The 22,669-nt window shown below is 43.0% G+C and carries 19 protein-coding genes; 8 read left to right on the top strand and 11 right to left on the bottom strand.

Going from position 1 to position 22,669, the window contains the following annotated elements:
- Positions 1-223 precede the first annotated feature (223 nt).
- Both KPY62_RS10125 and KPY62_RS10120 read left to right on the top strand, forming a co-directional pair.
- Positions 224-1,462, top strand: coding sequence for a beta-ketoacyl-ACP synthase II (locus tag KPY62_RS10125; protein ID WP_216581880.1), 1,239 nt, complete (start codon positions 224-226; stop codon positions 1,460-1,462).
- Positions 1,463-1,465: 3 nt separating this feature from the next.
- Complete coding sequence (locus KPY62_RS10120; protein ID WP_216581879.1) at positions 1,466-3,283, top strand: anthranilate synthase component I family protein; 1,818 nt, start codon at positions 1,466-1,468, stop codon at positions 3,281-3,283.
- 90 nt (positions 3,284-3,373) lie between these two features.
- Here the strand turns inward: KPY62_RS10120 and KPY62_RS10115 are convergent, their stop codons facing one another.
- The 9 genes from KPY62_RS10115 to KPY62_RS10075 all read right to left on the bottom strand — a co-directional run bounded on the left by KPY62_RS10115 (position 3,374) and on the right by KPY62_RS10075 (position 12,499).
- On the bottom strand, positions 3,374-3,826 hold the full coding sequence (locus KPY62_RS10115; RefSeq protein ID WP_216581878.1) for a DUF523 domain-containing protein: 453 nt from the start codon (positions 3,824-3,826) through the stop codon (positions 3,374-3,376).
- Positions 3,827-3,888: 62 nt separating this feature from the next.
- Positions 3,889-4,986: a histidinol-phosphate transaminase gene (gene hisC / locus KPY62_RS10110; RefSeq protein WP_216581877.1), complete on the bottom strand. Its 1,098-nt coding sequence runs from the start codon at positions 4,984-4,986 to the stop codon at positions 3,889-3,891.
- Positions 4,987-5,159: 173 nt separating this feature from the next.
- Positions 5,160-6,455 (bottom strand): histidinol dehydrogenase, encoded by a 1,296-nt coding sequence (hisD, locus tag KPY62_RS10105; RefSeq protein WP_216581876.1) that lies wholly within the window; start codon positions 6,453-6,455, stop codon positions 5,160-5,162.
- A 414-nt stretch (positions 6,456-6,869) separates the two neighbouring features.
- Positions 6,870-7,595: an ATP phosphoribosyltransferase gene (gene hisG / locus KPY62_RS10100; protein ID WP_228730650.1), complete on the bottom strand. Its 726-nt coding sequence runs from the start codon at positions 7,593-7,595 to the stop codon at positions 6,870-6,872.
- Between the two features lie 201 nt (positions 7,596-7,796).
- A complete protein-coding gene (gene murA / locus KPY62_RS10095; protein WP_216581875.1) occupies positions 7,797-9,065 on the bottom strand; it encodes a UDP-N-acetylglucosamine 1-carboxyvinyltransferase in 1,269 nt (422 codons plus the stop codon).
- 68 nt (positions 9,066-9,133) lie between these two features.
- On the bottom strand, positions 9,134-9,379 hold the full coding sequence (locus tag KPY62_RS10090) for a BolA family protein (RefSeq protein ID WP_216583313.1): 246 nt from the start codon (positions 9,377-9,379) through the stop codon (positions 9,134-9,136).
- Positions 9,380-9,592: 213 nt separating this feature from the next.
- The gene (locus tag KPY62_RS10085) at positions 9,593-10,588 is read right to left on the bottom strand and encodes an alpha/beta hydrolase (protein WP_216581874.1); all 996 of its coding nucleotides are present in this window, start codon (positions 10,586-10,588) and stop codon (positions 9,593-9,595) included.
- Between the two features lie 274 nt (positions 10,589-10,862).
- The gene (locus KPY62_RS10080) at positions 10,863-11,654 is read right to left on the bottom strand and encodes a BON domain-containing protein (RefSeq protein ID WP_216581873.1); all 792 of its coding nucleotides are present in this window, start codon (positions 11,652-11,654) and stop codon (positions 10,863-10,865) included.
- A 269-nt stretch (positions 11,655-11,923) separates the two neighbouring features.
- Positions 11,924-12,499, bottom strand: a complete 576-nt coding sequence (locus KPY62_RS10075) for a YraN family protein (protein ID WP_216581872.1) — start codon at positions 12,497-12,499, stop codon at positions 11,924-11,926.
- Between the two features lie 183 nt (positions 12,500-12,682).
- On the opposite strand from KPY62_RS10075, the gene rsmI reads away from it, so the two are divergent.
- Both rsmI and KPY62_RS10065 read left to right on the top strand, forming a co-directional pair.
- Positions 12,683-13,690, top strand: coding sequence for a 16S rRNA (cytidine(1402)-2'-O)-methyltransferase (gene rsmI, locus KPY62_RS10070; protein WP_216581871.1), 1,008 nt, complete (start codon positions 12,683-12,685; stop codon positions 13,688-13,690).
- 94 nt (positions 13,691-13,784) lie between these two features.
- Positions 13,785-14,807: an adenosine kinase gene (locus KPY62_RS10065; protein WP_216581870.1), complete on the top strand. Its 1,023-nt coding sequence runs from the start codon at positions 13,785-13,787 to the stop codon at positions 14,805-14,807.
- A 228-nt stretch (positions 14,808-15,035) separates the two neighbouring features.
- On the opposite strand, the gene KPY62_RS10060 is transcribed toward KPY62_RS10065, so the two are convergent.
- The gene (locus tag KPY62_RS10060; protein ID WP_216581869.1) at positions 15,036-16,367 is read right to left on the bottom strand and encodes an O-acetylhomoserine aminocarboxypropyltransferase/cysteine synthase family protein; all 1,332 of its coding nucleotides are present in this window, start codon (positions 16,365-16,367) and stop codon (positions 15,036-15,038) included.
- A 241-nt stretch (positions 16,368-16,608) separates the two neighbouring features.
- On the bottom strand, positions 16,609-17,298 hold the full coding sequence (nfuA, locus tag KPY62_RS10055) for a Fe-S biogenesis protein NfuA (protein WP_228730649.1): 690 nt from the start codon (positions 17,296-17,298) through the stop codon (positions 16,609-16,611).
- Between the two features lie 543 nt (positions 17,299-17,841).
- On the opposite strand from nfuA, the gene KPY62_RS10050 reads away from it, so the two are divergent.
- The 4 genes from KPY62_RS10050 (at position 17,842) to KPY62_RS10035 (ending at position 22,536) form a co-directional block, all read left to right on the top strand.
- Entirely contained in the window at positions 17,842-18,798 is a 957-nt protein-coding gene (locus KPY62_RS10050; protein ID WP_216581868.1) for an alpha/beta fold hydrolase, read from the top strand.
- Positions 18,799-19,047: 249 nt separating this feature from the next.
- Positions 19,048-20,100 (top strand): bifunctional nicotinamide-nucleotide adenylyltransferase/Nudix hydroxylase, encoded by a 1,053-nt coding sequence (locus KPY62_RS10045; RefSeq protein ID WP_216581867.1) that lies wholly within the window; start codon positions 19,048-19,050, stop codon positions 20,098-20,100.
- A 208-nt stretch (positions 20,101-20,308) separates the two neighbouring features.
- Complete coding sequence (locus KPY62_RS10040) at positions 20,309-21,706, top strand: nicotinate phosphoribosyltransferase (RefSeq protein WP_216581866.1); 1,398 nt, start codon at positions 20,309-20,311, stop codon at positions 21,704-21,706.
- Positions 21,700-22,536 (top strand): SGNH/GDSL hydrolase family protein, encoded by an 837-nt coding sequence (locus KPY62_RS10035; RefSeq protein ID WP_216581865.1) that lies wholly within the window; start codon positions 21,700-21,702, stop codon positions 22,534-22,536. The genes KPY62_RS10040 and KPY62_RS10035 overlap by 7 nt, the downstream gene beginning before the upstream one ends.
- The last annotated feature ends 133 nt before the right edge of the window (positions 22,537-22,669 follow it).

Below are 22,669 nucleotides of genomic sequence, written 5' to 3'. Positions count from 1 at the left end.
CTAGTTTTGTATTTAGTAACGGTAATTTAGAGAGTGACATATTTTCTAAAATTAATTTACCGTTGAGCAAAGTTTTTATAGGGTTGATCAGCTATCATAGCTACAATTAAGGTATGCTTGTACACTGAATAAATATTTTGCAATAAAATTAAATGGACGTAACAGTCACCGCTTATTATAAACTAGGTTTTAAATAAGCATTCAACATCATAAGGAATAGAGTATGCGTAGAGTGGTTATCACAGGAGCAGGGATTGTTTCTTGTATCGGACATGATTTAGCGACCGTTACCTCTGCCCTACAGCAAGGGCAATCGGGTATTGTATTCAATGAGTCTTATGCTGAGCATGGCTTTAAATCACAAGTAAGCGGTAGTGTTGATAAAGCAGAGCTGGATACTGCAGGCATTGATCGTAAGCTTAAACGCTTCTTTAGTGATGCCAGTCTTTATGCTTATGTTTGTGCTTTAGATGCCATAAAACAGTCTGGACTGTCATTAGAAACTATCAATAGTAACCCTCGTGTTGGGGTAGTAGCTGGTTCAGGGGGCGCTTCAACAGAAGGGGTGGTTATCGCTGTCGATGCTATGCGTGAAAAAGGCTTACGCGGTGTTGGAGCAATGGCCGTCCCTAAAACTATGAGCAGCTCGGTATCAGCAGCGCTTGCAACAGGTCTAAAAATTCATGGCCCCTCCTACTCGATCTCTTCTGCTTGTGCTACGTCTACTCATTGCATAGGCCATGCTGCTGAACTGATTCAGTTGGGCAAAGCCGATGTGGTCCTTGCTGGTGGTAGTGAAGCTGAGCACTGGACGCAATCATGCATGTTTGATGCCATGGGCGCGATGAGCACTCAATACAATGATAGCCCTAAGCAGTCCTCACGCGCTTATGATAAAGATCGCGACGGCTTTATCATTGCTGCTGGTGGCGCTATGGTAGTAGTCGAAAGCTTAGAGCATGCCCAAGCTCGGGGCGCTAATATTTTAGCGGAAATTGTCGGCTATGGCGCAACCTCTGATGGGGCCGAAATGGTTGCTCCAAGCGGTGAAGGTGCTGTACGTTGTATGCAGCAGGCATTAGATCAAGCAGACCTAGATACTGTCGATTATATCAACAGTCATGGTACTAGTACGCCCCTAGGAGACATCACTGAACTTAAGGCTATCGCTAAAGTATTTGGGGCTGCAGGCAATAACTCTGTTCCCCCTATTAGCTCGACTAAGTCTATGACTGGTCACAGTTTAGGCGCGGTTGGCGCCCAAGAGCTGATATACTGTCTATTGATGCTAAAAGAAGGCTTTATAGCCCCTTGTATCAATATCGAAAATTTAGATCCAGCTACTGAAGGTTTCGATATTGTCACTGAAAAACGTGATGTTAAACTTGCAACGGTGATGAGTAACAGCTTTGGCTTTGGTGGTACTAACGCAACCCTAATTATCAAAAAATTTGATGCCTAATAAATGACTACACTTGATAGTGCTAATGAATCTTCTATTACAAAAACGCCATTGATTGTAAATCGATGGCGTTTTGCTGGCTTATCAGCAGCAGAACTTTTACCGCCATTACAGCAGCATCTGACCGCAATAGATGCCGATGCTCAGTGGCAACTCGTTTGGCTAAATAATGACGGCAATCCAATCATCGGTTTACGACCTAAAGTCAGTTGGTCAGTGTATTTTGATACTGAGCAAAACCTTTCTACCCTACCGCAAGGCGATAAAGATAAAACCCAGCGCTACAAAGTACTAACCACCTGCCGTGATGAGCAGATCCTTGCTACTGACTATATGAGTTATGCCGATTGGCAAAATGCGCTAATTGCTTATAGCAGCACTCATAGCAGCAATGACAATAATAACAGCAATGATAACCCCAATAAAAACTATCAGCCTAACCGCCTTTTATCCGGACCCACTAGCCAGATCACGTCTAAACCCAGCTATCAGCATGGACTGATTGGCTTTATCGGTTATGATATCGCTGCCGCCGAGCTGAGCCCAGCGCTAGCTAGCCAACAGCCCTCACAACCTTGTGCGGTGCTTGGACATTATGATATTTATTTAACCCCTATTAGCGAAAGCATTAATAACGCTACTGGTGCCTACCTTGATAAAAGTACTAGTGGCTGGCAGCTAAATTTTCAGCCTGCCGCTTCTATTAGGGATAAGCCAGCAACTGACTTAGTGTTAAACACTATTATCGATGCGTTACAGTGTTTAGATAATGAGCTTGCTACAATGGAATCTACTAATAAAGCAGCACCGCAAAATGCTGCAAAACTTAGCCCATTACTCTTAACAGCGAAGTGGCATAAAAGTGACTATCAAAGTGCCTTTGCGCAGACTCAGTGTTATCTGCAGCAAGGTGACTGTTATCAAATTAATTTGACCCAAGTTTGGCAAGGTAACTTTCCGGCCACTGCTACTGTTGTAATCCCCTCTCCTGCTTCAGCAAATGTTACTGTGTTGGAGAGCTCTAATACTTCAGCAAACCCTATTAAACAAGCTGAAAGAAACAACTCACTTTTAGATTATTTACCAGCGTTGCAACGCAATACGCAAGCGCCATTTGCCGGTTATCTAACGCTTAGTAATAGCGCCAGTGCTGCCATAGATAATAGTGATTTCGAGCTATTAAGCTGCTCACCTGAGCTGTTTTTTACCTTTATAAAAGACTCGCAAACCCAGCAGAATTATATTCTTACTAAGCCTATCAAAGGTACAGCACCTCGTGGCGTTACTACCGAACAAGATATGTTACTAAGGCAGCAGTTAATCGATAGTGATAAAGATCGCAGCGAAAACGTGATGATCGTCGATTTGTTACGTAATGACTTAGGCAAATACGCTAAGACTGGTAGCGTAAAAGTGCCGCAATTATTCGCTATAGAAAGCTTTAGTAATGTCCATCACATGGTCAGTACCATCAGTGCTGAGCTTAAACAGGATGCCCATCCCTTAGCAGTATTGTTTGGTAGCCTGCCAGCAGGATCTATTACTGGCACGCCAAAGAAGCGCGCAGTGGAGATTATTGCCGAATTGGAAGTGGACGCTCGAGGGGCTTATTGTGGCACTATGGGTTATATGAACTTCGATGGTAGTGGCCAGTGGAATGTACTGATACGTACTCTGCAAGCGAGTCAAATAGCAACTGGGGACAAACAAGTAAGCTTGTGGGCGGGTGGTGGTATTACTGTCGCCTCAGACTGCGCTGCTGAGTATCAAGAATGTCTCGATAAAGTGGGTAACTTGCTAGCTGTTTTAGCAGATAAATAACTTAGGTTAAAAACCTAGTACTGCTAAATAATTTCAGCACGCCCTAGTATTCGGCTTATAAAACAAAAGTTATAAACGACATCTCAGGCTCTAATTATCGTCTAATAATAAGCCAATCTCCCCTTCGTGATAAACCTCAATACCTAATGCCTGTAAATGCTGGACGGTGATGCCATCGCCTTGGCACAATTGACTAGTAAAGCTACGATCATAAATCAAACCACGACCGCAAGACGGGCTTTTTGACTTCAATAAAGCACAGCTAACTTGATGCTGGCGAGCCAAATGGGTTGCTTTATAGGCTCCAGCAACAAAAGCAGCGGTCACTGACTGTCTAGCACAATAAACTACCTCTATACCACCACTGCGCTGTTGAATCTCAGCAACTGGCTTCGGCGTTGCTAAGCTCCCTAGGATTTCTGAACAAATAGCAATAACGGTAAACTTACTGCGCAGCTGGGTTAATAGCACATCATCGGCCAGCTGCGCATGATCGCCATCGTAGCATACGCGTTGACCTAGTAGACAAGCACTAACTAGCAAAGCTTTTTAGGGCTATCAGCAACCATGCCTGACTACTGGCTAATGTCGACAGAATCAACAGCTTACATAGCCGTCAATGCGGCAATCAAACGCTCGTGCTGTGCCTGAGTGCCGACAGTAATACGCAAATACTCTTCGATACGTGGCTTATCAAAATGACGGACGATGATGCCTTGCTCACGCAGCTTGTTAGCCACTTCACTAGCGTTACCTTGCTTAGGACGCGCAAAGACAAAATTCGCTTGTGATGGCAGCACTTGATAACCAAGTTTGGTCAGCTCAGCGGTCAACGTCTCACGTAAGTCAATAACGGTTTGGCGGGTTTGCTCAAAGTAGTCACTGTCTAACACACTGGCTCTCGCGCCTGCTTGTGCTAACTTATCTAGCGGATAACTGTTAAAGCTATTTTTCATTCGAGTTAAGGCTTCGATCAGCGATAGATTGCCGAAAGCCATACCGACTCGCAGACCTGCAAGCGAACGCGACTTTGAAAAAGTCTGAGTCACTAGCAAGTTATCAAACTCATTAATAAGGGTTATGGCTGAGACCGCAGTGTTATCATCAGTAGCGGCAAAATCAATATAAGCTTCATCGATAACTATTACCGCATTAGGATGTTCACTGACGAGCTTACGAATATCAGCAAGCGCTAATAATATTCCGGTTGGAGCATTAGGATTGGCAATAATAATACCGCTGCAAGGCTGACGATAACTATCAGGATCAACGCTAAAGTCTGCTGCTAAAGCAATCTTTACTAGCTCAACGCCAAAGGTCTGCGCATAAACAGGATAAAAACTATAGCTAATATCAGGGGTTAGTACCGGACGCTCCTTCATAAAGAAACTGGCAAACACTAACGCTAGCACTTCATCTGAACCATTACCGACGAATACTTGATTACTATCTAGCTGATACCACTCAGCCAATGCCTGACGCAAGTCATCAGACTCAGGCGCTGGGTATAGACGCAGCTCATCCGCTTGATCAGCCAACACTTGGCTAATCGCCGCAGCTACTGTTGGCGAAGGTGGGAATGGATTCTCGTTAGTATTTAATTTACACAGATTATCATGCTGTGGCTGCTCTCCAGGCACGTAAGGTGACAAATTACGGGCTTTCGCTGACCAAAGTCTATCATCGATTCTGAATTCACTCATAAGTCATCCTATTATTTGCGCTATTGATTAAAGTCCTATAAATCCTGAAAATAACAGGCCTTCATCGACCTCTTCTACCACCTATCCATCATATTTTATAGATAAGTGGTTAAGTCTGCGGCTTTGTCTCTATTTTTAGCTGTGCAGTTGGCTATTCATACTTTGACCGACCTTTATTGATAGCGATAACGAGCTGAACGTGCATGCGCCTCTAAGTCTTCATTCTGCGCTAAAATATCCGCAGTTTTGGCTAAGGGTTTGCTACCAGACTCACTGCAATAGATGATCGATGATTTTTTCTGAAAATCATAAACCCCAAGTGGTGAGGAAAATCTGGCAGTGCCCGAAGTTGGTAACACGTGATTAGGACCTGCACAGTAGTCTCCGATAGCCTCAGGGGTGTGTCGACCCATAAAGATAGCACCAGCATGACGAATATCAGCAAGCAGCGCATCAGGTTCATCTACTGACAGCTCTAAATGCTCAGGCGCGATACGATTAATTAACGCCATACCTTCACTACGATCTTTAACTAAAATTAATGCCCCACGATTCTTTAATGAATCACGAGCGATATCAGCTTTAGGTAATTCAGCTAATGCTTTTTCAATCTCTAGAGCCACTTCAGCCAACTGTTCAGCACTAGTAGTGACAAAAATAGCTTGGGCAATACGATCATGCTCAGCTTGCGATAACAAATCCATCGCTAACCAGTCTGCACGATCGCCACTTTCACCTTCGGCATAGACTAATACTTCAGAAGGGCCAGCTATCATATCGATGCCTACTTGACCAAAGACAGCTCGTTTGGCTGCTGCTACGTATTTATTACCTGGACCAGTGACTTTATCTACGGCTGGAATAGTGTCTGTACCATAAGCTAAAGCGGCGACGGCTTGTGCGCCCCCAATAGTAAACACTCTATCAACTTTGGACAAATACGCAGCGGCTAACACTAAGGGATTGAGTACCCCTGCTGGCGCTGGCACTACCATTATTATTTCTTTAACTCCAGCTACTTTGGCAGGAATAGCGTTCATCAATACTGAAGAGGGGTAAGAGGCTAAACCTCCTGGCACATAAATACCTACTCGATCCAAGGGCGTGACTTTTTGACCTAACCGGTTACCTAGCTCGTCCTCGTAATACCAGCTCTCTTGCACTTGGCGTTCATGGAAGCTCTGTACTCGCGATGCTGCAGTAGTCAACGCCTGTTTTACATGCTCATCAAGCTCAGCGAATGCACGGGCCAAAGACTCTTGACTCAGCTCCAGCTCAGCCATCGAGGTTGCTGGATGCTCATCAAACTGCTGGGTCAATGCCAATACGGCTTTATCCCCATCTTGACGAACACTATTGATAATATCGTCTACCGTTTTTAGCAGCTCAGCATTATTAACAGTTTCGAATGCTAGTAAAGCAGTCAATTGCTGCTCAAAATTACTATCTTGGGTACTCAGTTGACGCATAACACAATCCTATGTTAAAACCAAAATTCATAAAGCTATTAAAGCCGTCAAATTAAAAAAAGCTAGAGAGCTGACCCTTATTGGGTTCTATATTTGCCAGGGACAGACACAACAAAACCAGTCTATCATGCTATATTAATTTATAGCTATAAACTGGTTTGAAATTTTGTATAGCCATAATTTATATCATAAATGACCATCATCAATAGTAAATACTAGCTGACGCAACTGAGCTACTACCCTATTTAAGCCAGCAATTTACTTTAAGCCGAAGCTATGGCAATGAGTCAAGACTAGCTAAGCTAATGACTCTACGTCAGTAATTTTAATGCGAGTGTATAGTGCTAATAGCGCAGCAGTAGGCTTGATGCTGTTCTGATTATCAATTATCAATCATCAATGATTAGCCTCAAGCTAAGCGACTGTAGCAATACTGGCTTTAAAGCTCTCAAGGATAGGCTCAAGCAAAGCAAATTTACGCTTGTAACTGACTTGGTTGACGATTAAACGCGAAGAAACATCACAGATATGATCGAGTGGCTCTAAGCCATTAGCAATCAAAGTATTACCTGTATCGACCACATCGACAATTAAATCACCTAAGCCCACTAGCGGCGCTAGTTCCATTGAGCCATAAAGCTTAATCACATCAACTTGCTGACCTTGACTGGCAAAGTAAGCACGGGCCACATTGACATATTTAGTAGCGATACGCAGCCGACGCTGCGGCAATACTGCACCTTTTACCCCTGCGGTCATCAATTTGCATTGGGCAATTTTTAGATCTAGCAGCTCATAGACATGATTGGCACCATGCTCAAGGAGTACATCCTTACCTGCTACGCCAAAATCAGCAGCAGCATGTTCTACATAAGTGGGCACGTCGCTAGCACGCAAGATTAATACTCGTACATTAGGATTAGTAGTCGGAAAGATAAGCTTACGTGAAGCGGAAGGATCCTCCAGTAACTCAATACCAGCAGCCTTTAATAAAGGCATAGTCTCTTCTAGAATACGGCCTTTAGATAGAGCCAAAGTCAAACCGTTGAATTCACTATCCACTTTATTCAGTAAAGCATCATCTTGCCAGCTTGCCGTTTGCTCAAGGTTGCTTTTATCAGTCTCAGTTTTATCAGTCATAAGGGCTGTTTGTCCATGTACGGTTATTACCCTTTGCAGATGCCATCTCATCGTCAGTTAGATGTTTAATTTCTATGGCACCACAAAGAGGATATTTTTATAGCCACGTAACAGTGTTTTGCCGATCACTGGGCGCTTAAATAGCCAAGCGCTTAACTAGAAGTAGCTTAGCTATTTAGTGCGCCATTACGCTAATTATTATCAATCGTTAGAATTGATACGCTCGATAGTGACCCCTAAAGCGCGTAGTTTGTTTTCCACATCTTCGTAGCCACGATCGATATGATAAATACGGTCAATCAGACTCTCGCCTTCAGCAGCTGCAGCAGCCATTACTAGTGACATTGACGCACGCAGATCAGTAGCCATTACCGGTGCTGCAGTAAAGTTTTCAACGCCTTTTACTACTGCTGTATGACCATCTACTTGAATAGAGGCCCCCAAACGATTCAATTCAGGAACATGCATATAGCGGTTTTCAAAGATGTTCTCAATAAAGGTACTAGTGCCATCCGCTAAGCAAGAAATAGCCATCAGCTGCGCTTGCATATCAGTAGGAAAGCCTGGATGCGGTTGAGTACGAATATCGACTGCATGCGGACGTCCAGTCATTTGCGCGCGAATCCAGTCATCACCTGTAGTGATCGTCGCACCCATCGACTCAAACTTTTCTAGTACAGGAATCAATAACAAAGAAGAAGTATTTTTGGTCAGTACATCGCCGCGAGTCATCAATGCTCCAGCTAGATATGAGCCAGTCTCGATACGATCAGGTACTACAGAGTACTCACAACCATGTAGACGCTCAACGCCTTCAATAGTCATAGTTGCTGTGCCGATGCCACCGATTTTAGCGCCCATAGCTACTAGCATATTGGCCAAATCAACAACTTCTGGCTCAAGAGCACAATTGCCTAATACTGTGGTGCCTTTGGCCAATGCCGCTGCCATGATGACGTTTTCAGTACCACCAACCGTCACCATATCAAAAGAGAAGTTACAGCCAATAAGCTTGCCACCTTTAGGGGCTTGCGCTTTTACATAGCCATTCTCTACGCTAATCTCAGCACCCATAGCTTCAAAAGCCTTGAGATGCTGATCTACAGGACGTGAACCTATGGCGCAGCCACCAGGTAGTGACACTTCGGCTTCACCAAAACGAGCTAATAACGGCCCTAGCACTAAGATAGAGGCACGCATAGTCTTAACTAAGTCATAAGGCGCATAAAAATTATCGATATTTTTGGTGTCGCAAGTAACCGTAGCCCCTTGCTTTTCGATGTCGATACCCATGCCACCAATCAATTTAATCAGAGTGCGCACATCTTGTAACGATGGCACGTTATGTAAAGTCGTTGGCGTTTCAGCCAATATCATAGCGGCAAGTAAGGGTAATGCGGCATTTTTGGCGCCTGAAATATTAACTTCGCCTGCGATACGACTGCTGCCGGTGATTAAAAACTGATCCATAGGGGTGACAACCTGATTAAAATGATAAGGAATGATATAGGTAAAATAGTAATATAGCAGTGGGGCGTTTAGTTTTGCTGTTGAACCTCCCACTCGCTAGGGGTCAAGGCTTGAATGTTTAGCGCGTGAATATCACCACTGGCAATCTTATCATTTACTAAGGCATAGACCGCTTGTTGACGCTGTACTGAGCGTTTGCCATCGAAGCTGGCATCAACTACGCGTACATCGAACTTAGTACCTTGATTAGCCGCTTCAATAAAAGCGTCTGGATAATGCTGCTGTAAAAATGCGATTAAATCGTCAGCGTTCATGCTCATAAAATATCCTGTCTACAACGATAAAAGTGTATTTTTAACTCAAGTTAAAAAAACCGCTTAAAAATAGGGTGAACACTACAGTGAAAGTATTGAACAACTATAGTGAGAATATTAAAAAAATCTATTTAGAATGGCGACATTATAACAAGAGTTTGACCATCTTACAGCACTGTCTGTCGCCATCTACTTACGCCGTCTCAGCGCAGCTTAGTTGAGCTCTTTGTCTAAGTAAGTTAATACTTGCGCGCGCACATCATTGACCCAACGAAAAGGACCGGCCATCGCTCCGATGCTAGTAGCATGACTGGCTCCTTTGATCTCACCAGTTTCAACAGTTACCCCGTAGTCCTTGAGAGCTTTAGTCATTTTAATAGTATTAGTATCATAGACAGTCTTATCGTTTTCCGCCGTAAGCAGCAGATAAGGAGGCTGCGAGCCTTTTATATGTCGATCAGGCATCACTTCATCTGGGGTGGCATCAGCAGCGAACGCACTAGTGCCACCATATTGACGGAAATCATAGCTATAAGGGCCAGCAATACCGACTACCGCCTTAATATCAGTAGCCCTAAGCCCATAAGGGGCCAAAAAATCTTCATCAGATATTGCTGCTATGGCATTAAAAGCACCCGCTGAGTGTCCAACTACCGCCAGACGTTTAGGATCAGCGTGGAACTTAGTAGCATTATCATGACTCCAAGCGATAGCTTTGGCAGTATCTTGCACAAAATCAGGGTAAACATGCTCCGGCGCTTTACGATAATTGATTACAGCCGTGACATAACCTGCCTGCGCAAAGCTTTGACCAACAAAGGCATAATCCTCTTTGTTACCGTTCTCCCATGAGCCGCCATGAACGAACACTACCATAGGATAACTATCATTAATGGCATTCTGTGCCTGCATCGCTTTCGCTAATGGTTTTGGATAATAAATATCTAGGTTTTGTAGCTTAGACTCACCATAAGCGATGTCTTTACTGACACCCACACCACCACTAGATGAGATACCATTGACGATACCTAATGCCGATAGCGCTTGTGCCTGCTGAGTGGCGATAGCTAAACCCCCTAAAGCTATGGCAACACTCACCCCTATGCTAGACAGCTTGAGGACGCGTACTTTAGCAATAGGTTTACCAGCATTATCACTATTCAGTGACTCATTACCTGATACTGCTGATGCTTGATCTGAATCCTTCATTATTAAGTATCCCTGTTGTATTGAGTGCTTAGTCGCTATTAATTTGACTAGTTAGAACTCTATTACTCATTGTTTCTATCTGATTATTATCTTAGTCGTTAGTTTTATATTTGCCGTATTTTTACTGTTACATCTATTAGGGCTTATTGTGAAGAATAGCTAAACCTAGACCAAAGATAGAAACATTGTTATACAAACTATTAATGATCGCGAGCAACGAAAAATAAAAAATAGCACTACTTAATACAACAGCGAATGAAAGCCTATCAATAAGCTATGGATCTTTATACAAATCAATATAAGGGCTAGATGAGCCTTGCACAGCGCTACTGCTTCTGATAGCTGGAAGCGGAGCAACCACAGGAGCATTGTTTGGCAGCGCTGCGGCCTCAGCAGTCGGGTTCAAATTGCGCTCATACATGATATCTTCATCGCTGATCGATGCGCCATTATCATTGACTAAGGTAGTCAATAACACTAACTCAGTGACACCAGCAGTATCATTAGCCACATCGATTAACAGACTTTGCTGAGTGGGTGTCATTCGTCCCATCACATAAACCACACCATTATTAGTTACAGTTTTGATTTGAGAAGATTTTATCTTATCGCTAGCGAATGCCTTGGCAGTTAGCTTAGAGTTAATATAACCATCTTGCACCGTAGCGCTGTAGCCACGAGCCACGCCAACACTAAGCTCATTATAAACGCGGCGCACATCTGGCATAGAGCTAATCACTTGCTCTACTTGGGCTTTGATTGTCTCACTAGGCACTTCACCACTGAGCAATACTTCACTATAAAAGCTATTAAAACTTATACGGCTGTTCTGTTGTAGGTTTTGATCTAAAGCATAAACATTGATCTTGGCGGTATGCTCAATACTACGATCAAGTAGCCGCTGGGGAATAGTACGTTCGGTCACTGGCACCCCATAAGTACCTTGCGCACTACTGGTCAGATAATTAGTGGTACAGCCAGTACTGATTATAGCCGTTATGGCCATGACACCGATCATAGCTCGGTGTGACGAGATAAGGTTTTTGGACCGATGTATCCTTGTCATTATCTGCCTCATAAAATAGGGTGGTTAAAGTTGGTTGTTGATTGCTATTAAAGGTCTAATGCGGTTTTCATCTAAAACATGCGGTTTAACGTAACGCTACTTTACTTAATTTTCACTGCTGACCGTTAGGTTTTTGGTAACGATACCTTATTGGTTACTGTCTGTAAGTGGCGACTTCAAAATAGCTCTGTTAAAGCAGTTATCTGCCAGATTACTGTTCATTATAAAATAGTGATCATTATAAACTGGCAATAACTTATGATAGGAGGTTACCAAGCTTGAGCCACGAACGCACTTATCAACCAATTCGGCTGACAATTAGACTGTTTTTCAGTACTTATCCCTTTATCTATATCATAAACCACGACATCAAACCGACACTCATAGTCAGCGTAATGAGGATACTGTTGTAAAAAGTACTGAGCGGTTTTTATAACTTTGGCTTGTTTACGTGCAGTAACGCTTAATGCAGCATCACCAAAATTTGAGCGTTGACGCTGTCTAACTTCGACAAACACTAACGTCGGCCTTTTTGGTCCTAGCTGTAACATTACTAAGTCCAGCTCGCCTACTTTTGGCTGCTGCCAATTCTTTACTACTACTGTCAGACCCTGCTGCTGTAAAAACTGACAAGCCAGTTGCTCATAATAGTTACCTTGCAGCTGCTTAGGTGAAGTGGCTAATAAAGGACGTTGAGCTTGATTCCTTGGCTTACTGTTTTTAGCAGTGACAGTTTTAACAGTAACATTTTTAGCACTATTAGTTTTAACCGTATTTTCTGTAGCCCTACTACTTTTAGGGCTAGCTTTAGTTTTATAAATGCTTTTACCATTATCGTTAGTCATATAAGGGGCTCACAACCGTATAAATAAACAGAAGTATAATTAGAGCCGATTTGTTAACTCACTAATAGTATTTATAACCGTTTAACAAACGCTCAATGCAGAATTATCATAGCACAACATGGTAAACTAACCTTTTTTTCTACTTAATATTTAGCTATTCTAAATAAAGCTTAAGAGGTTTTTATGTCTGCTCCCACCAAAATGCCAGCTTGTCTATATATTGTCGCTACGCCGATTGGCAACCTTGGCGATATGACAGCACGCGCGGTGGATACCCTCAAACAAGTGGCTATTATTGCTTGTGAAGATACCCGTACTTCTGGCCGACTGTTAGCGCATTTTGGTATAGACACTAAGTCTAATAAAGACTCTGATACAGACAACAGTGCCGACCAAACGCTCAGTCAGAACAATAGCAGTATCCCTGATAGCCACTCATCAGACTCTTTAATGCCGCAAGATAATGGTGCAGCTAAAGAGGAAGCATCTAATAAAAAAGGTCATAATAAATTATGGGCCTACCACGAACATAATAGCGCGATTCAAACCCCAAAAATAATTGAGATGATTCAACAAGGTCATTCAGTGGCACTAATTAGTGATGCCGGCACACCTTTAGTCAGCGACCCTGGCTATCAGTTGGTACAAGCGGCACACGCAGCAGGAGTCGCAGTATCGCCAGTAGTAGGCGCATCAGCCGCTATCGGTGCTTTGTCAGTAGCTGGCCTACCCTCTGATCGCTTTAGCTTTATTGGCTTTTTGCCCGCTAAGACTCACGGTCGTCAAAAACAGCTAGACGCCTTAAAGTCCGCTACTGAAACCCTAATATTCTATGAAGCACCGCATCGTATTATTGCTAGTTTGCAGGATATGGCCATCGTATTTGGTGGTGAGCGCCAAGTGACATTCTGTCGCGAACTGACTAAGACTTTTGAAACTGTACATAAAAGTACCCTTGAGGCGCTGATAGAATTCGTCAAAGCCGATGATAATCAGCAACGTGGTGAAATGGTGATCGTCGTGGCTGGTAATAATGTCGCCGCTGATGATGATGATTTAAGTGTTCATGATGCATTGTTAAAGCGTCTATTAGAAGACTTGTCAGTCAAAAAAGCCGCCGCCTTAGCTGCTGATATTACTGGAGTCAAAAAGAACGCCCTTTATCAGCGTTTGTTAACCTTACAACAATAAAAGATCCTAGCACCAGTAACTGTAGATAGGTGTTAGCCTTTTTTAACCGTTTCATTAATATTTATTTTCGATATTTCAGCCAAAGGGAGTAGTTATGTACGACGTAATGGCAGTAGGTAATGCGTTAGTTGATCATGAATATGTATTATCAGACGCCGCCTTAGAGGATACTGGTTTAACTAAGGGTAATATGACTTTAGCAGAGCTTGCAGAGCAGCAGGAGCTGTTAGCGTTTTTGGCGTTAGCAGATATTAAATCAGCTAAACAAGCTGGTGGGGGGTCTGCTGCTAATACTATGTTCACTTACGCCAGCTTAGGCGGTAAGCCATTTTATGCTTGCCGAGTCGGCGATGATGAGCCTGGCAAGTTTTATTTGCAGGATTTAAACCAAGCAGGCGTAACTACTTCAGAGCAGTCGATTCATGCTGGTGGCGTCACAGGTACTTGTGTAGTAGCAATCACCGATGATGGCGAACGCACTATGCAGACTTACCTCGGTACTTCAAGTGATATTAGCGAAGATAATATTAACTTTGAAGCTTTGATCGATGCCGAATGGTTATATCTAGAAGGCTACTTAGCAATGTCAGAAAGTATCCAGCCGGCGATGATTAAACTGCGCCAACAAGCGGGTATCCATGGCACCAAAATCGCAGTAAGTTTTGCTGATCCTGCAGTAGTAAAGTTTGCTAAAGAAGGCTTGCTTAATATGCTTGGCAATAAAGTATCAGTGATATTTTGTAATAGTGAAGAGGCTCGCCTATTCACTGAGAAAAAGCAATTAAAAGCCGCAGCACGAGCATTGCTTGATTATTGCCAGACTGCTGTAGTCACTGATGGAGCCAACAGCGCTGTTATCGCTCATAGAGCTGAAGATGATGAAGGCGAGATTATCATTCATGAAGTCGCTACCCCTAAAGTCGCTGATGTTATCGATACTAATGGGGCAGGCGATAACTATGCTGGCGCATTTTTATATGCTTTAGCTCAGCAATATACACTGCCAGAATGTGGTCACCTTGCCGGCGAAGTTTCTGCACAAATTATTCAGCAGTTCGGCCCACGTCTAGAGTCACAACGCTACAAAGACATCGCCCGTAGAGTACTAACTGTCTAAAACTACTGTCAGACGCTGTTAAGTACTATTAAAAATGAGTCACTGAGCAAAATTCTGGCACTGATTAAGACAAAAAACCCATAGCGCTGTTATAGCTGCGCTATGGGTTTTTATTTGCCAATAGTTTGCTTGATAGCTGGCTAGCTGTTGCTTATTCATTAAGCTAGTCTAGCAATTAAACCAACCCAGCCATTAAGCTAAGCTAGCAATCAAGCCAACTTCTTCGAGTTAAGCACAAGCTAAGGCTTGAGCCAAATCTGCTTTGATATCCTCGATATGCTCAATACCAATAGACAAGCGCACCATATCTTCGCTCACCCCTGCTTGCTCTAGCTCTTGACCATTTAGCTGACGATGGGTAGTAGAAGCCGGATGACAAGCTAGTGACTTGGCATCACCAATATTGACTAAGCGCGTGATTAATTGCAAAGCATCAATAAAGCGTGCTCCTGCCTCGCTGCTACTTCCTTCTCCACTACTTCGGACGCCAAAAGTTAGAATCGCCGATGGTGTCCCTTTCATATACTGGTTAGCCAACTCATGATCAGGATGATCGGCTAAGCCGGCGTATTTTACCCAAGCCACTTTATCATGATCACGCAAATACTCAGCGACCGCTTGCGCATTCTGTACATGACGCTCCATGCGTAAGCTCAAAGTTTCAATACCTTGCAAAATACCAAAGGCATTGAGTGGACTCAAAGCGGCGCCAGTGTTACGTAATGGGGCTACACGTGCCCGCGCAATAAAGGCACCTGCGCCAACATCTTTGACGAAGTTTACCCCATGATAGCTAGCATCAGGGGTATTTAGTAGTGGAAAGCGTTCAGGATAATCGCCCCAAGGAAAAGAGCCACTATCAACAATAGCACCCCCAATGGAAGTGCCAGTACCGCTCATATACTTAGTCAACGAATGAATCACGATATCAGCGCCAAACTCAAACGGACGACACAATGCTGGAGTAGCAACCGTATTATCTATAACTACTGGCACCCCATATTCATGAGCGATATCACTTAGTGCTTGGATATCAACGATATTACCTAAAGGGTTACCGATACTCTCAGCAAAGACCATTTTGGTTTTGTCATCGATCAAATCCCGAATAGCCTCAGGATTGTTATAGTCGAAGAAACGCACTTCAATACCTTGGCGTGGCAAGGTGTGAGCAAATAGATTGTAAGTACCCCCATAAAGCGTTGATACCGCAATAATGTTATCGCCCATCTCGCAAATAGTCTGCACTGCATAAGTGATAGCAGCCATACCCGATGCTACAGCAAGACCGCCAAGACCACCCTCTAAGGCGGCTACTCGCTCCTCTAATACCGCATTAGTAGGGTTCATAATACGAGTATAGATATTGCCTGCGACTTTTAGATCAAATAAGTCAGCCCCATGCTGGGTGTTATCGAACGCATAAGAGCTAGTGTGATAAATGGGTACCGCTACTGCTTTGGTGGTAGGTTCCACACTATAACCGGCATGAATCGCTAAAGTTTCTAGACGCGGCTTAGTTTCTAATTGATTTTTTACTGGCTCCTGCTTATTACTCATAACTAACTCCTTGTTAAAAAATAAAATTAAAAATGGCTATAGAGTTTATTAACAGCATTTATTATCCGTGTTTATTAATGACACTTCGATTAAAAAACTTATTAATAAACGCCTCGCCATAAAAAAAGCTGAGTTAATAGTAACCCAGCTTCATTATGAATAGAATAGCAATTTTTTAATCACTTAATGACTTTTATGCATAAGCAGTCTTTGAATGATAGCAGCGCATTATTGATACTTTTTATTTATAGTAAGCATTCTCAGTACTAGTATGGTCAGTCTCGTCAATAACTTGAGTTAACTCTGGTATTTGCTGCTTAAGCTGTACTTCAACACCTTGACGTAAAGTCATGTCAACCGCTGAACAACCTTGACAACCACCACCGAATTTCAATACGGCAGTAAGGCCAATACCTTCTTCTTCGATAAGCTCTATTAAATCAACCATACCACCATGCGCCGCTAAACCAGGATTAATCTCTGATTGCAACACATAGTTGATGCGCTCTTCAACACTAGCATCAGCACCAACTTTTGGTACTTTCGAATTGGGGGCACGGAAGGTCAGCTGACCACCGAAACGGTCTTTATTGTAATCAATTACCGCATCTTCTAGATAAGGCACTGAAGACGCTTCAATAAAGGCGGCGAAATTGTCATAGCTAAACTTTAAATCAGCGCTGTCTTCTTCGCCTGGCTGATTATAAGCCATACAACATTCGGCACGCGGTGTACCAGGATGCTCAACGAAGATACGCACGCCAATGCCATCAGTATCTTGCTTCGATAACAAATCAGCTAAGTAGGCTTGGGCGGACTCAGTAATAGTAATATTACTTTTAGTCTCAGTTTGCTCCGTGTCTAATGCTGACTCATATTCTGTTGCTTGGTTGTCAGCAGGTGCGATATCGTTTGGGGTCTGTTCACTCATAATTGGCTCTCATTGAGTTGTAGGTGTTGAGACATCAGGGTTTAATAGCTAAACCTAGCTTATAAAAGCAACGGTGTCAGAAATTTGCAAAAAATGAAATTGGTAATGGCTATCAGCCAAGCTATCTAGCAGCAAACTTTATAGTTATAGGAATTTGACAATAACTGCTAGCAAGGTATAGGGTCTATTATAACGCAAACACTAGCTAATTCCGACTGCCCTACTCTGATTTAAAGTTATCTTCTACTTATGGGTAACTTTGATTTTTCTTATGATGGCGACTAAGGGCTGCTAATGTCTATATCTTAGTAGCTACATCTTAGTATCTATATTAAGGTCAACTCCTCGATTATCAACCGTTGCCTTATATCAGCTATTAATAATGCTTAGACTAACTATTTTAGTAGCTTAGCTAACGTTTAATACCACAGCTGAATTTATGCTTAGACGATTTTTTTAAGCGTTGCTAACTAACTATTTTCTAGTCATTTTGATACTCTGAAATCATTAAATAACACCTTGTAATCAAAAAGAGTCCGTCTTATGAGTACTGAAAGCTTGCATCTAGTGACTACTAAAGACGATGAAAAAATTGCCGTCTGGCACCTCGCTGCTATAGTAAAAAACGATTATGTAAAGCAATCTTCTGCAGTCGATAATCTTAGCCTTCAAGCTAAAACTAAAAGCCAAAACATCTTGTTGATCCACGGTACTTTTTCCGACAAAAGAGTCAGCTTAGGGATTGCCGGCTACTTAGCTAAGCTTGGGCATAATTGCTATATTATGGAGTGGCGTGGCCATGGAGCCAGCTCAACCCCTAAAGATAAATTCAATTTTGAAACTGTGGCTTTTTATGATGTCGAGGCAAGTCTTCACTATCTCTTTGATCAATTAAAATTAGACAATCTACATGCAGTCACTCATAGCGGCGGTGGCATTTGCTTGACTATGTGTCTAACTCAAAATCAGCACTATATTAATAAAATAAGCAGTATCAGTATGGTGGCTTGCCAAGCTTATGGTGCGGTATTAAATCGGCAAAGCTATAGCAAAACCTTTCTGCTAAAAACCCTAACTCGATGGCTCAATCATTTGCCTGCTAAAAGGCTCAAACTCGGTCCGATTAATGAGAGCTACTACATTATGAGTCAGTGGTATAACTGGAATTTAAATAAAAATTTTTGCAGTAACTTGTCTCAACAAAGTTTAAATATGGTAGGTTTTACTGATAAAACCGACTTTGATTATCGCCTGCTAATGCCTTCTATTACCATTCCTATCTATGCTATCAGTGCTAAAGGCGATCATTTTATAGCCCCACCTAATGGCTGCCAGCTATTTTTAACTGATTTTAATAATCCAGCAAATGTCTTCCGTGAGTTCTCTAGCACCAGTGGCGATTTGGAAGATTATAACCACAGCCGAGTTATCTTAAGTAGCAATGCCGCCAAAGAGATTTGGCCAACGATTGCCGCTTGGATTAAGCAACATAAAAAATAATAGTTTATTTTTTGCGTCAACCACTATATCAAGGTATGTTACGAAGTAGTTCCATTAGTTAATGAGTCTAGTAAAGATCGTTAACTATCACCAAACTGCTTGAGCTTAAATTACTGCCATTGATTATCATCAACATTCATACCTTACAACACATCTTTATACTTGCCAGTTCCTAAGCGCCTGTGTCAGTATTAGCGTCATTAAATAATTTTGAAACACTGCTAGATGTTTTGCAGGGAGTAAGCACTTATGAGTGAATTGATAGCAAAAGACTTAGATCAAAAAGACAACAAACACTATAAATACTTAGTTTTTATTGGCCGTTTTCAGCCGTTTCATAGCGGGCATAAAGCGGTCATTGATGAAGCGCTAAAGCGTGCTGATGAAGTGATTATGCTTATCGGCTCGGCCAACTTACCACGTAGCTTACGCAATCCTTTTACCGTTGAGGAACGTACCGCAATGATTAAGGGTGCTTATTCAAAGGATGAAGCCGCTAGAATCCATTGTGTAGCGCTCGATGACGCCCTCTATAACGATACCCGTTGGCTCAAATATGTACAAGCCGGCGTACGCTCCGTCACTGGTGATCTACACGCTGATATAGGCCTAATCGGCCACTCCAAAGACAGCTCATCATACTATCTATCCTTATTTCCAAACTGGGCCTCTGTTGCCGTTCCTAACTATCAAAATCTATCTGCCACCCCTATTCGGGACAGCTATTTGATGGGCGCAACCCCGACCCCAGAGCGCACGCCAGAGTCGACTCGTAAAGTGTTAAATGAGTTTAAGACTAGCGCAGATTATAAGCAGTTAAATGAAGAAGCTGGCTTTATTGATACCTACAAAAAACAATGGGAAGCCGCGCCTTATCCGCCGACCTTCATGACTGCGGATGCGTTAGTAGTTCAGTCTGGGCATATCTTATTAGTAGAGCGCCGTAGTATGCCAGGACGGGGTCTTTGGGCATTACCAGGTGGTTTTCTCAATCCTAAAGAGACCCTATTTGACGCTTGTATCCGTGAGCTGCGCGAGGAGACTCGTCTAAAAGTGCCTGAGCCAGTATTGCGTGGCTCTTGTCATAGCCAGCATACTTTTGATGATCCCTATCGCTCAGCGCGTGGTCGCACTATTACCCAAGCTTTTTATCTCCACTTGAAGAACGACGCCAAAGGTTTGCCAAAAGTAAAAGGTGGCGATGATGCCGCACAAGCATTTTGGCTACCCTTAGCTGAGCTCAATGCCAAGATGATGTTTGAAGATCACTATGCAATTATTACTAAAATGGTCGGTTTATAGCGACTGTTGAAGTCATAACTGACTAGCTTTTAGATTAAAAAAATCGATATAATTTTATAGCTTTTACGATTTGTATAGCGGTGATATAAACTATTTCGATATAACTAGCTTTAGCGCCTAAGCCGATAGACGGCAAAGGTTAATCCCGCCGCAGTTGACCGTATTAATCAAGAGAAACTGCGGTATTTCAAAGCAGAGGAGTTCTGTGATGTACACTAGTAATTTTAATAATTTGATTCTCAATAGCGACAGCTATAAAACCTCACATTGGGTGCAATACCCAGCGGGCAGCGAGTATATGTCCAGCTATGTTGAGGCTAGAGGTGGCGACTACGACGTAGTGTTCTTCGGCTTACAGGCATTTATTAAAGAGTATCTCAGTAAACCTATTACTCAACAAGATATTGATGAAGCCGAAACTATTATCCAAGCCCATGGTTTGACTTTTAACCGTGCTGGCTGGGAGCTTTTATTAGCAAAACATGGTGGTTATTTGCCGCTACGTATTGAAGCCGTACCTGAAGGCAGTATCGTGCCAGTATCCAACGTGGTCTGTCAGATTATCAACACTGACCCTGAATTCTATTGGCTACCTAGTTATATCGAGACCTCCTTATTACGGGCTATTTGGTACCCCTCGACGGTTGCCAGCGTCTCACGCTACTGCAAAGGGATTATTCGTCAAGCCTTGGAGAAATCCGCTGACAATATTGACTCGCTACCGTTTCGCTTACATGACTTTGGCGCTCGTGGTGCATCGAGTTTTGAATCAGTGGCGCTCGGTAGCTTGGCGCACTTAGTGAATTTCTCGGGTACTGACTCAATGACTGCTCTAGTGGCAGCCAGTCGTTGGTATGGTATGAATAAAGACATGCCAGCCTTCTCTATCCCAGCGGCGGAACACAGTACTATGACCGCCTGGGGACGTGAAGGGGAAACTGCGGCTTATGCCAATATGCTCAAGCAATTTGGTGGCGCAGGTAAGGCCTTTTCGGTAGTTTCTGATAGCTATGACTTATGGAATGCCATCGACAATATTTGGGGCGATAGTCTAAAAGACGACGTCAAAAATATGGGCGGGACTTTGGTCATCCGGCCCGATAGTGGTGAGCCGATCAAAGTTGTCCGTGAGGCCTTACAACGTTTGGCCGTCAAATTCGGTACCACCATCAATAGCAAAGGCTATAAAGTATTGCCCGACTATGTACGCATCATTCAAGGTGACGGTATTAGCCCGCAGAGTCTAGGTAAAATCGTCGATGCGGTTATGGAAGCTGGCTTTAGCGCAGATAATATTACCTTTGGTATGGGCGGCGGTCTATTGCAACAAGTCAACCGCGATACTATGAGCTGGGCGATGAAAGCTAGCGCTATCTCTATCGATGGTAACTGGAAAGAGATCTATAAAGATCCTATCACTAGCCACTCTAAACGCTCCAAAAAAGGCCGCTTAGCCTTGATAGAAGACAGTAATGGCCAGCTAAAAACTATTAGAGCTGATGAGTTAACGGCCTATAGTAATAACTTACTACGTGACGTCTTCGTCGATGGCAAACTAATCACTGAAGACAGTCTAACGACTATTCGGGAGCGTGCCAAATGGTAGCAGCCACTAACATAAAATCTACTGCAAAAGATTTATTGTTAGCTCCTCTTTACCTTTATCAAGGTCGTAAAGTTAAGCGCAATACTATTCGTCTACCTGAGCCTAAAGGCATACGCTGTGGGCAAGTAAAACTTACAGACTCGACTGAAAGTAATAGTGCTGATACTGATCAGGACACGCTTAAGATCATGGTGGTTGGTGATTCGGCAGCGGCTGGGGTTGGTAGTCAGACCCAACAACAGGCGCTAGCTGGTAAATTAATCCCAGCGTTACAGCAGCAAGCGCTAGTTAATAAAGCTTTTGCGGCACAATTTGACGAGTTGAATTGGTCAGTGCAAGCGACTACAGGTCATACTAGCTTCGATATTCTAAGGCGCTTGTACATATTGCCTAAACCTAGTCAGCCTATCGACGTGATGGTGCTAAGCGTTGGGGTAAATGATACGACGTCTAACGTCGCAGTACACCAGTGGCAACAACAAATCGAAGATATTATCGCTATTACTAAGCGCAAGTTTGGGGTACGAGAGATTATCTTTTCTAGCCTGCCACCAATGGCAAAAATGCCCGCCTTGCCCGCTCCTTTGAGTGACTTTATAGGTGCGAAAGCTTCTAAGCTGGATAAAGTATTGCGCGATATTTGTGCTGAACACCAAGGTGTGAGCTATATGGACACTGACTTTCCACGAATGATAGCAGAGCACTCTAATGGCACGCCAATCGATATTGCAGTGATGTTTGCCAGAGATGGCTTTCACCCTAGTAGCTTGATGTACGGCTATTGGGCGCAGCAGTTGGCGGAACTGATTACTGAACTGCTCACTACTTAACGCGGGATATGAGGTTTAGTAACAAGTCCAATAACAGCTAAAACAGTTAAAACAGTTAAAACAGCTAATTTCATAGTAAAAAAAACCACTGAATAGTCAGTGGTTTTTTTATTTTAATATTATTACCTAATCT

The organism is Psychrobacter sp. TAE2020, assembly GCF_018919485.1.
Taxonomy (GTDB): Bacteria; Pseudomonadota; Gammaproteobacteria; order Pseudomonadales; family Moraxellaceae; genus Psychrobacter.
This window is presented reverse-complemented; position numbering and strand designations above follow the sequence as displayed.

Coding starts and splice junctions, on each gene's coding strand:
- KPY62_RS10125 (WP_216581880.1), top strand. CDS start 224: ATGCGTAGAGTGGTTATCACAGGAGCAGGGATTGTTTCTTGTATCGGA.
- KPY62_RS10120 (WP_216581879.1), top strand. CDS start 1,466: ATGACTACACTTGATAGTGCTAATGAATCTTCTATTACAAAAACGCCA.
- hisC (WP_216581877.1), bottom strand. CDS start 4,986: ATGAGTGAATTCAGAATCGATGATAGACTTTGGTCAGCGAAAGCCCGT.
- hisD (WP_216581876.1), bottom strand. CDS start 6,455: ATGCGTCAACTGAGTACCCAAGATAGTAATTTTGAGCAGCAATTGACT.
- hisG (WP_228730650.1), bottom strand. CDS start 7,595: ATGACTGATAAAACTGAGACTGATAAAAGCAACCTTGAGCAAACGGCA.
- murA (WP_216581875.1), bottom strand. CDS start 9,065: ATGGATCAGTTTTTAATCACCGGCAGCAGTCGTATCGCAGGCGAAGTT.
- KPY62_RS10090 (WP_216583313.1), bottom strand. CDS start 9,379: ATGAACGCTGACGATTTAATCGCATTTTTACAGCAGCATTATCCAGAC.
- KPY62_RS10085 (WP_216581874.1), bottom strand. CDS start 10,588: ATGAAGGATTCAGATCAAGCATCAGCAGTATCAGGTAATGAGTCACTG.
- KPY62_RS10080 (WP_216581873.1), bottom strand. CDS start 11,654: ATGACAAGGATACATCGGTCCAAAAACCTTATCTCGTCACACCGAGCT.
- KPY62_RS10075 (WP_216581872.1), bottom strand. CDS start 12,499: ATGACTAACGATAATGGTAAAAGCATTTATAAAACTAAAGCTAGCCCT.
- rsmI (WP_216581871.1), top strand. CDS start 12,683: ATGTCTGCTCCCACCAAAATGCCAGCTTGTCTATATATTGTCGCTACG.
- KPY62_RS10065 (WP_216581870.1), top strand. CDS start 13,785: ATGTACGACGTAATGGCAGTAGGTAATGCGTTAGTTGATCATGAATAT.
- KPY62_RS10060 (WP_216581869.1), bottom strand. CDS start 16,367: ATGAGTAATAAGCAGGAGCCAGTAAAAAATCAATTAGAAACTAAGCCG.
- nfuA (WP_228730649.1), bottom strand. CDS start 17,298: ATGAGTGAACAGACCCCAAACGATATCGCACCTGCTGACAACCAAGCA.
- KPY62_RS10050 (WP_216581868.1), top strand. CDS start 17,842: ATGAGTACTGAAAGCTTGCATCTAGTGACTACTAAAGACGATGAAAAA.
- KPY62_RS10045 (WP_216581867.1), top strand. CDS start 19,048: ATGAGTGAATTGATAGCAAAAGACTTAGATCAAAAAGACAACAAACAC.
- KPY62_RS10040 (WP_216581866.1), top strand. CDS start 20,309: ATGTACACTAGTAATTTTAATAATTTGATTCTCAATAGCGACAGCTAT.
- KPY62_RS10035 (WP_216581865.1), top strand. CDS start 21,700: ATGGTAGCAGCCACTAACATAAAATCTACTGCAAAAGATTTATTGTTA.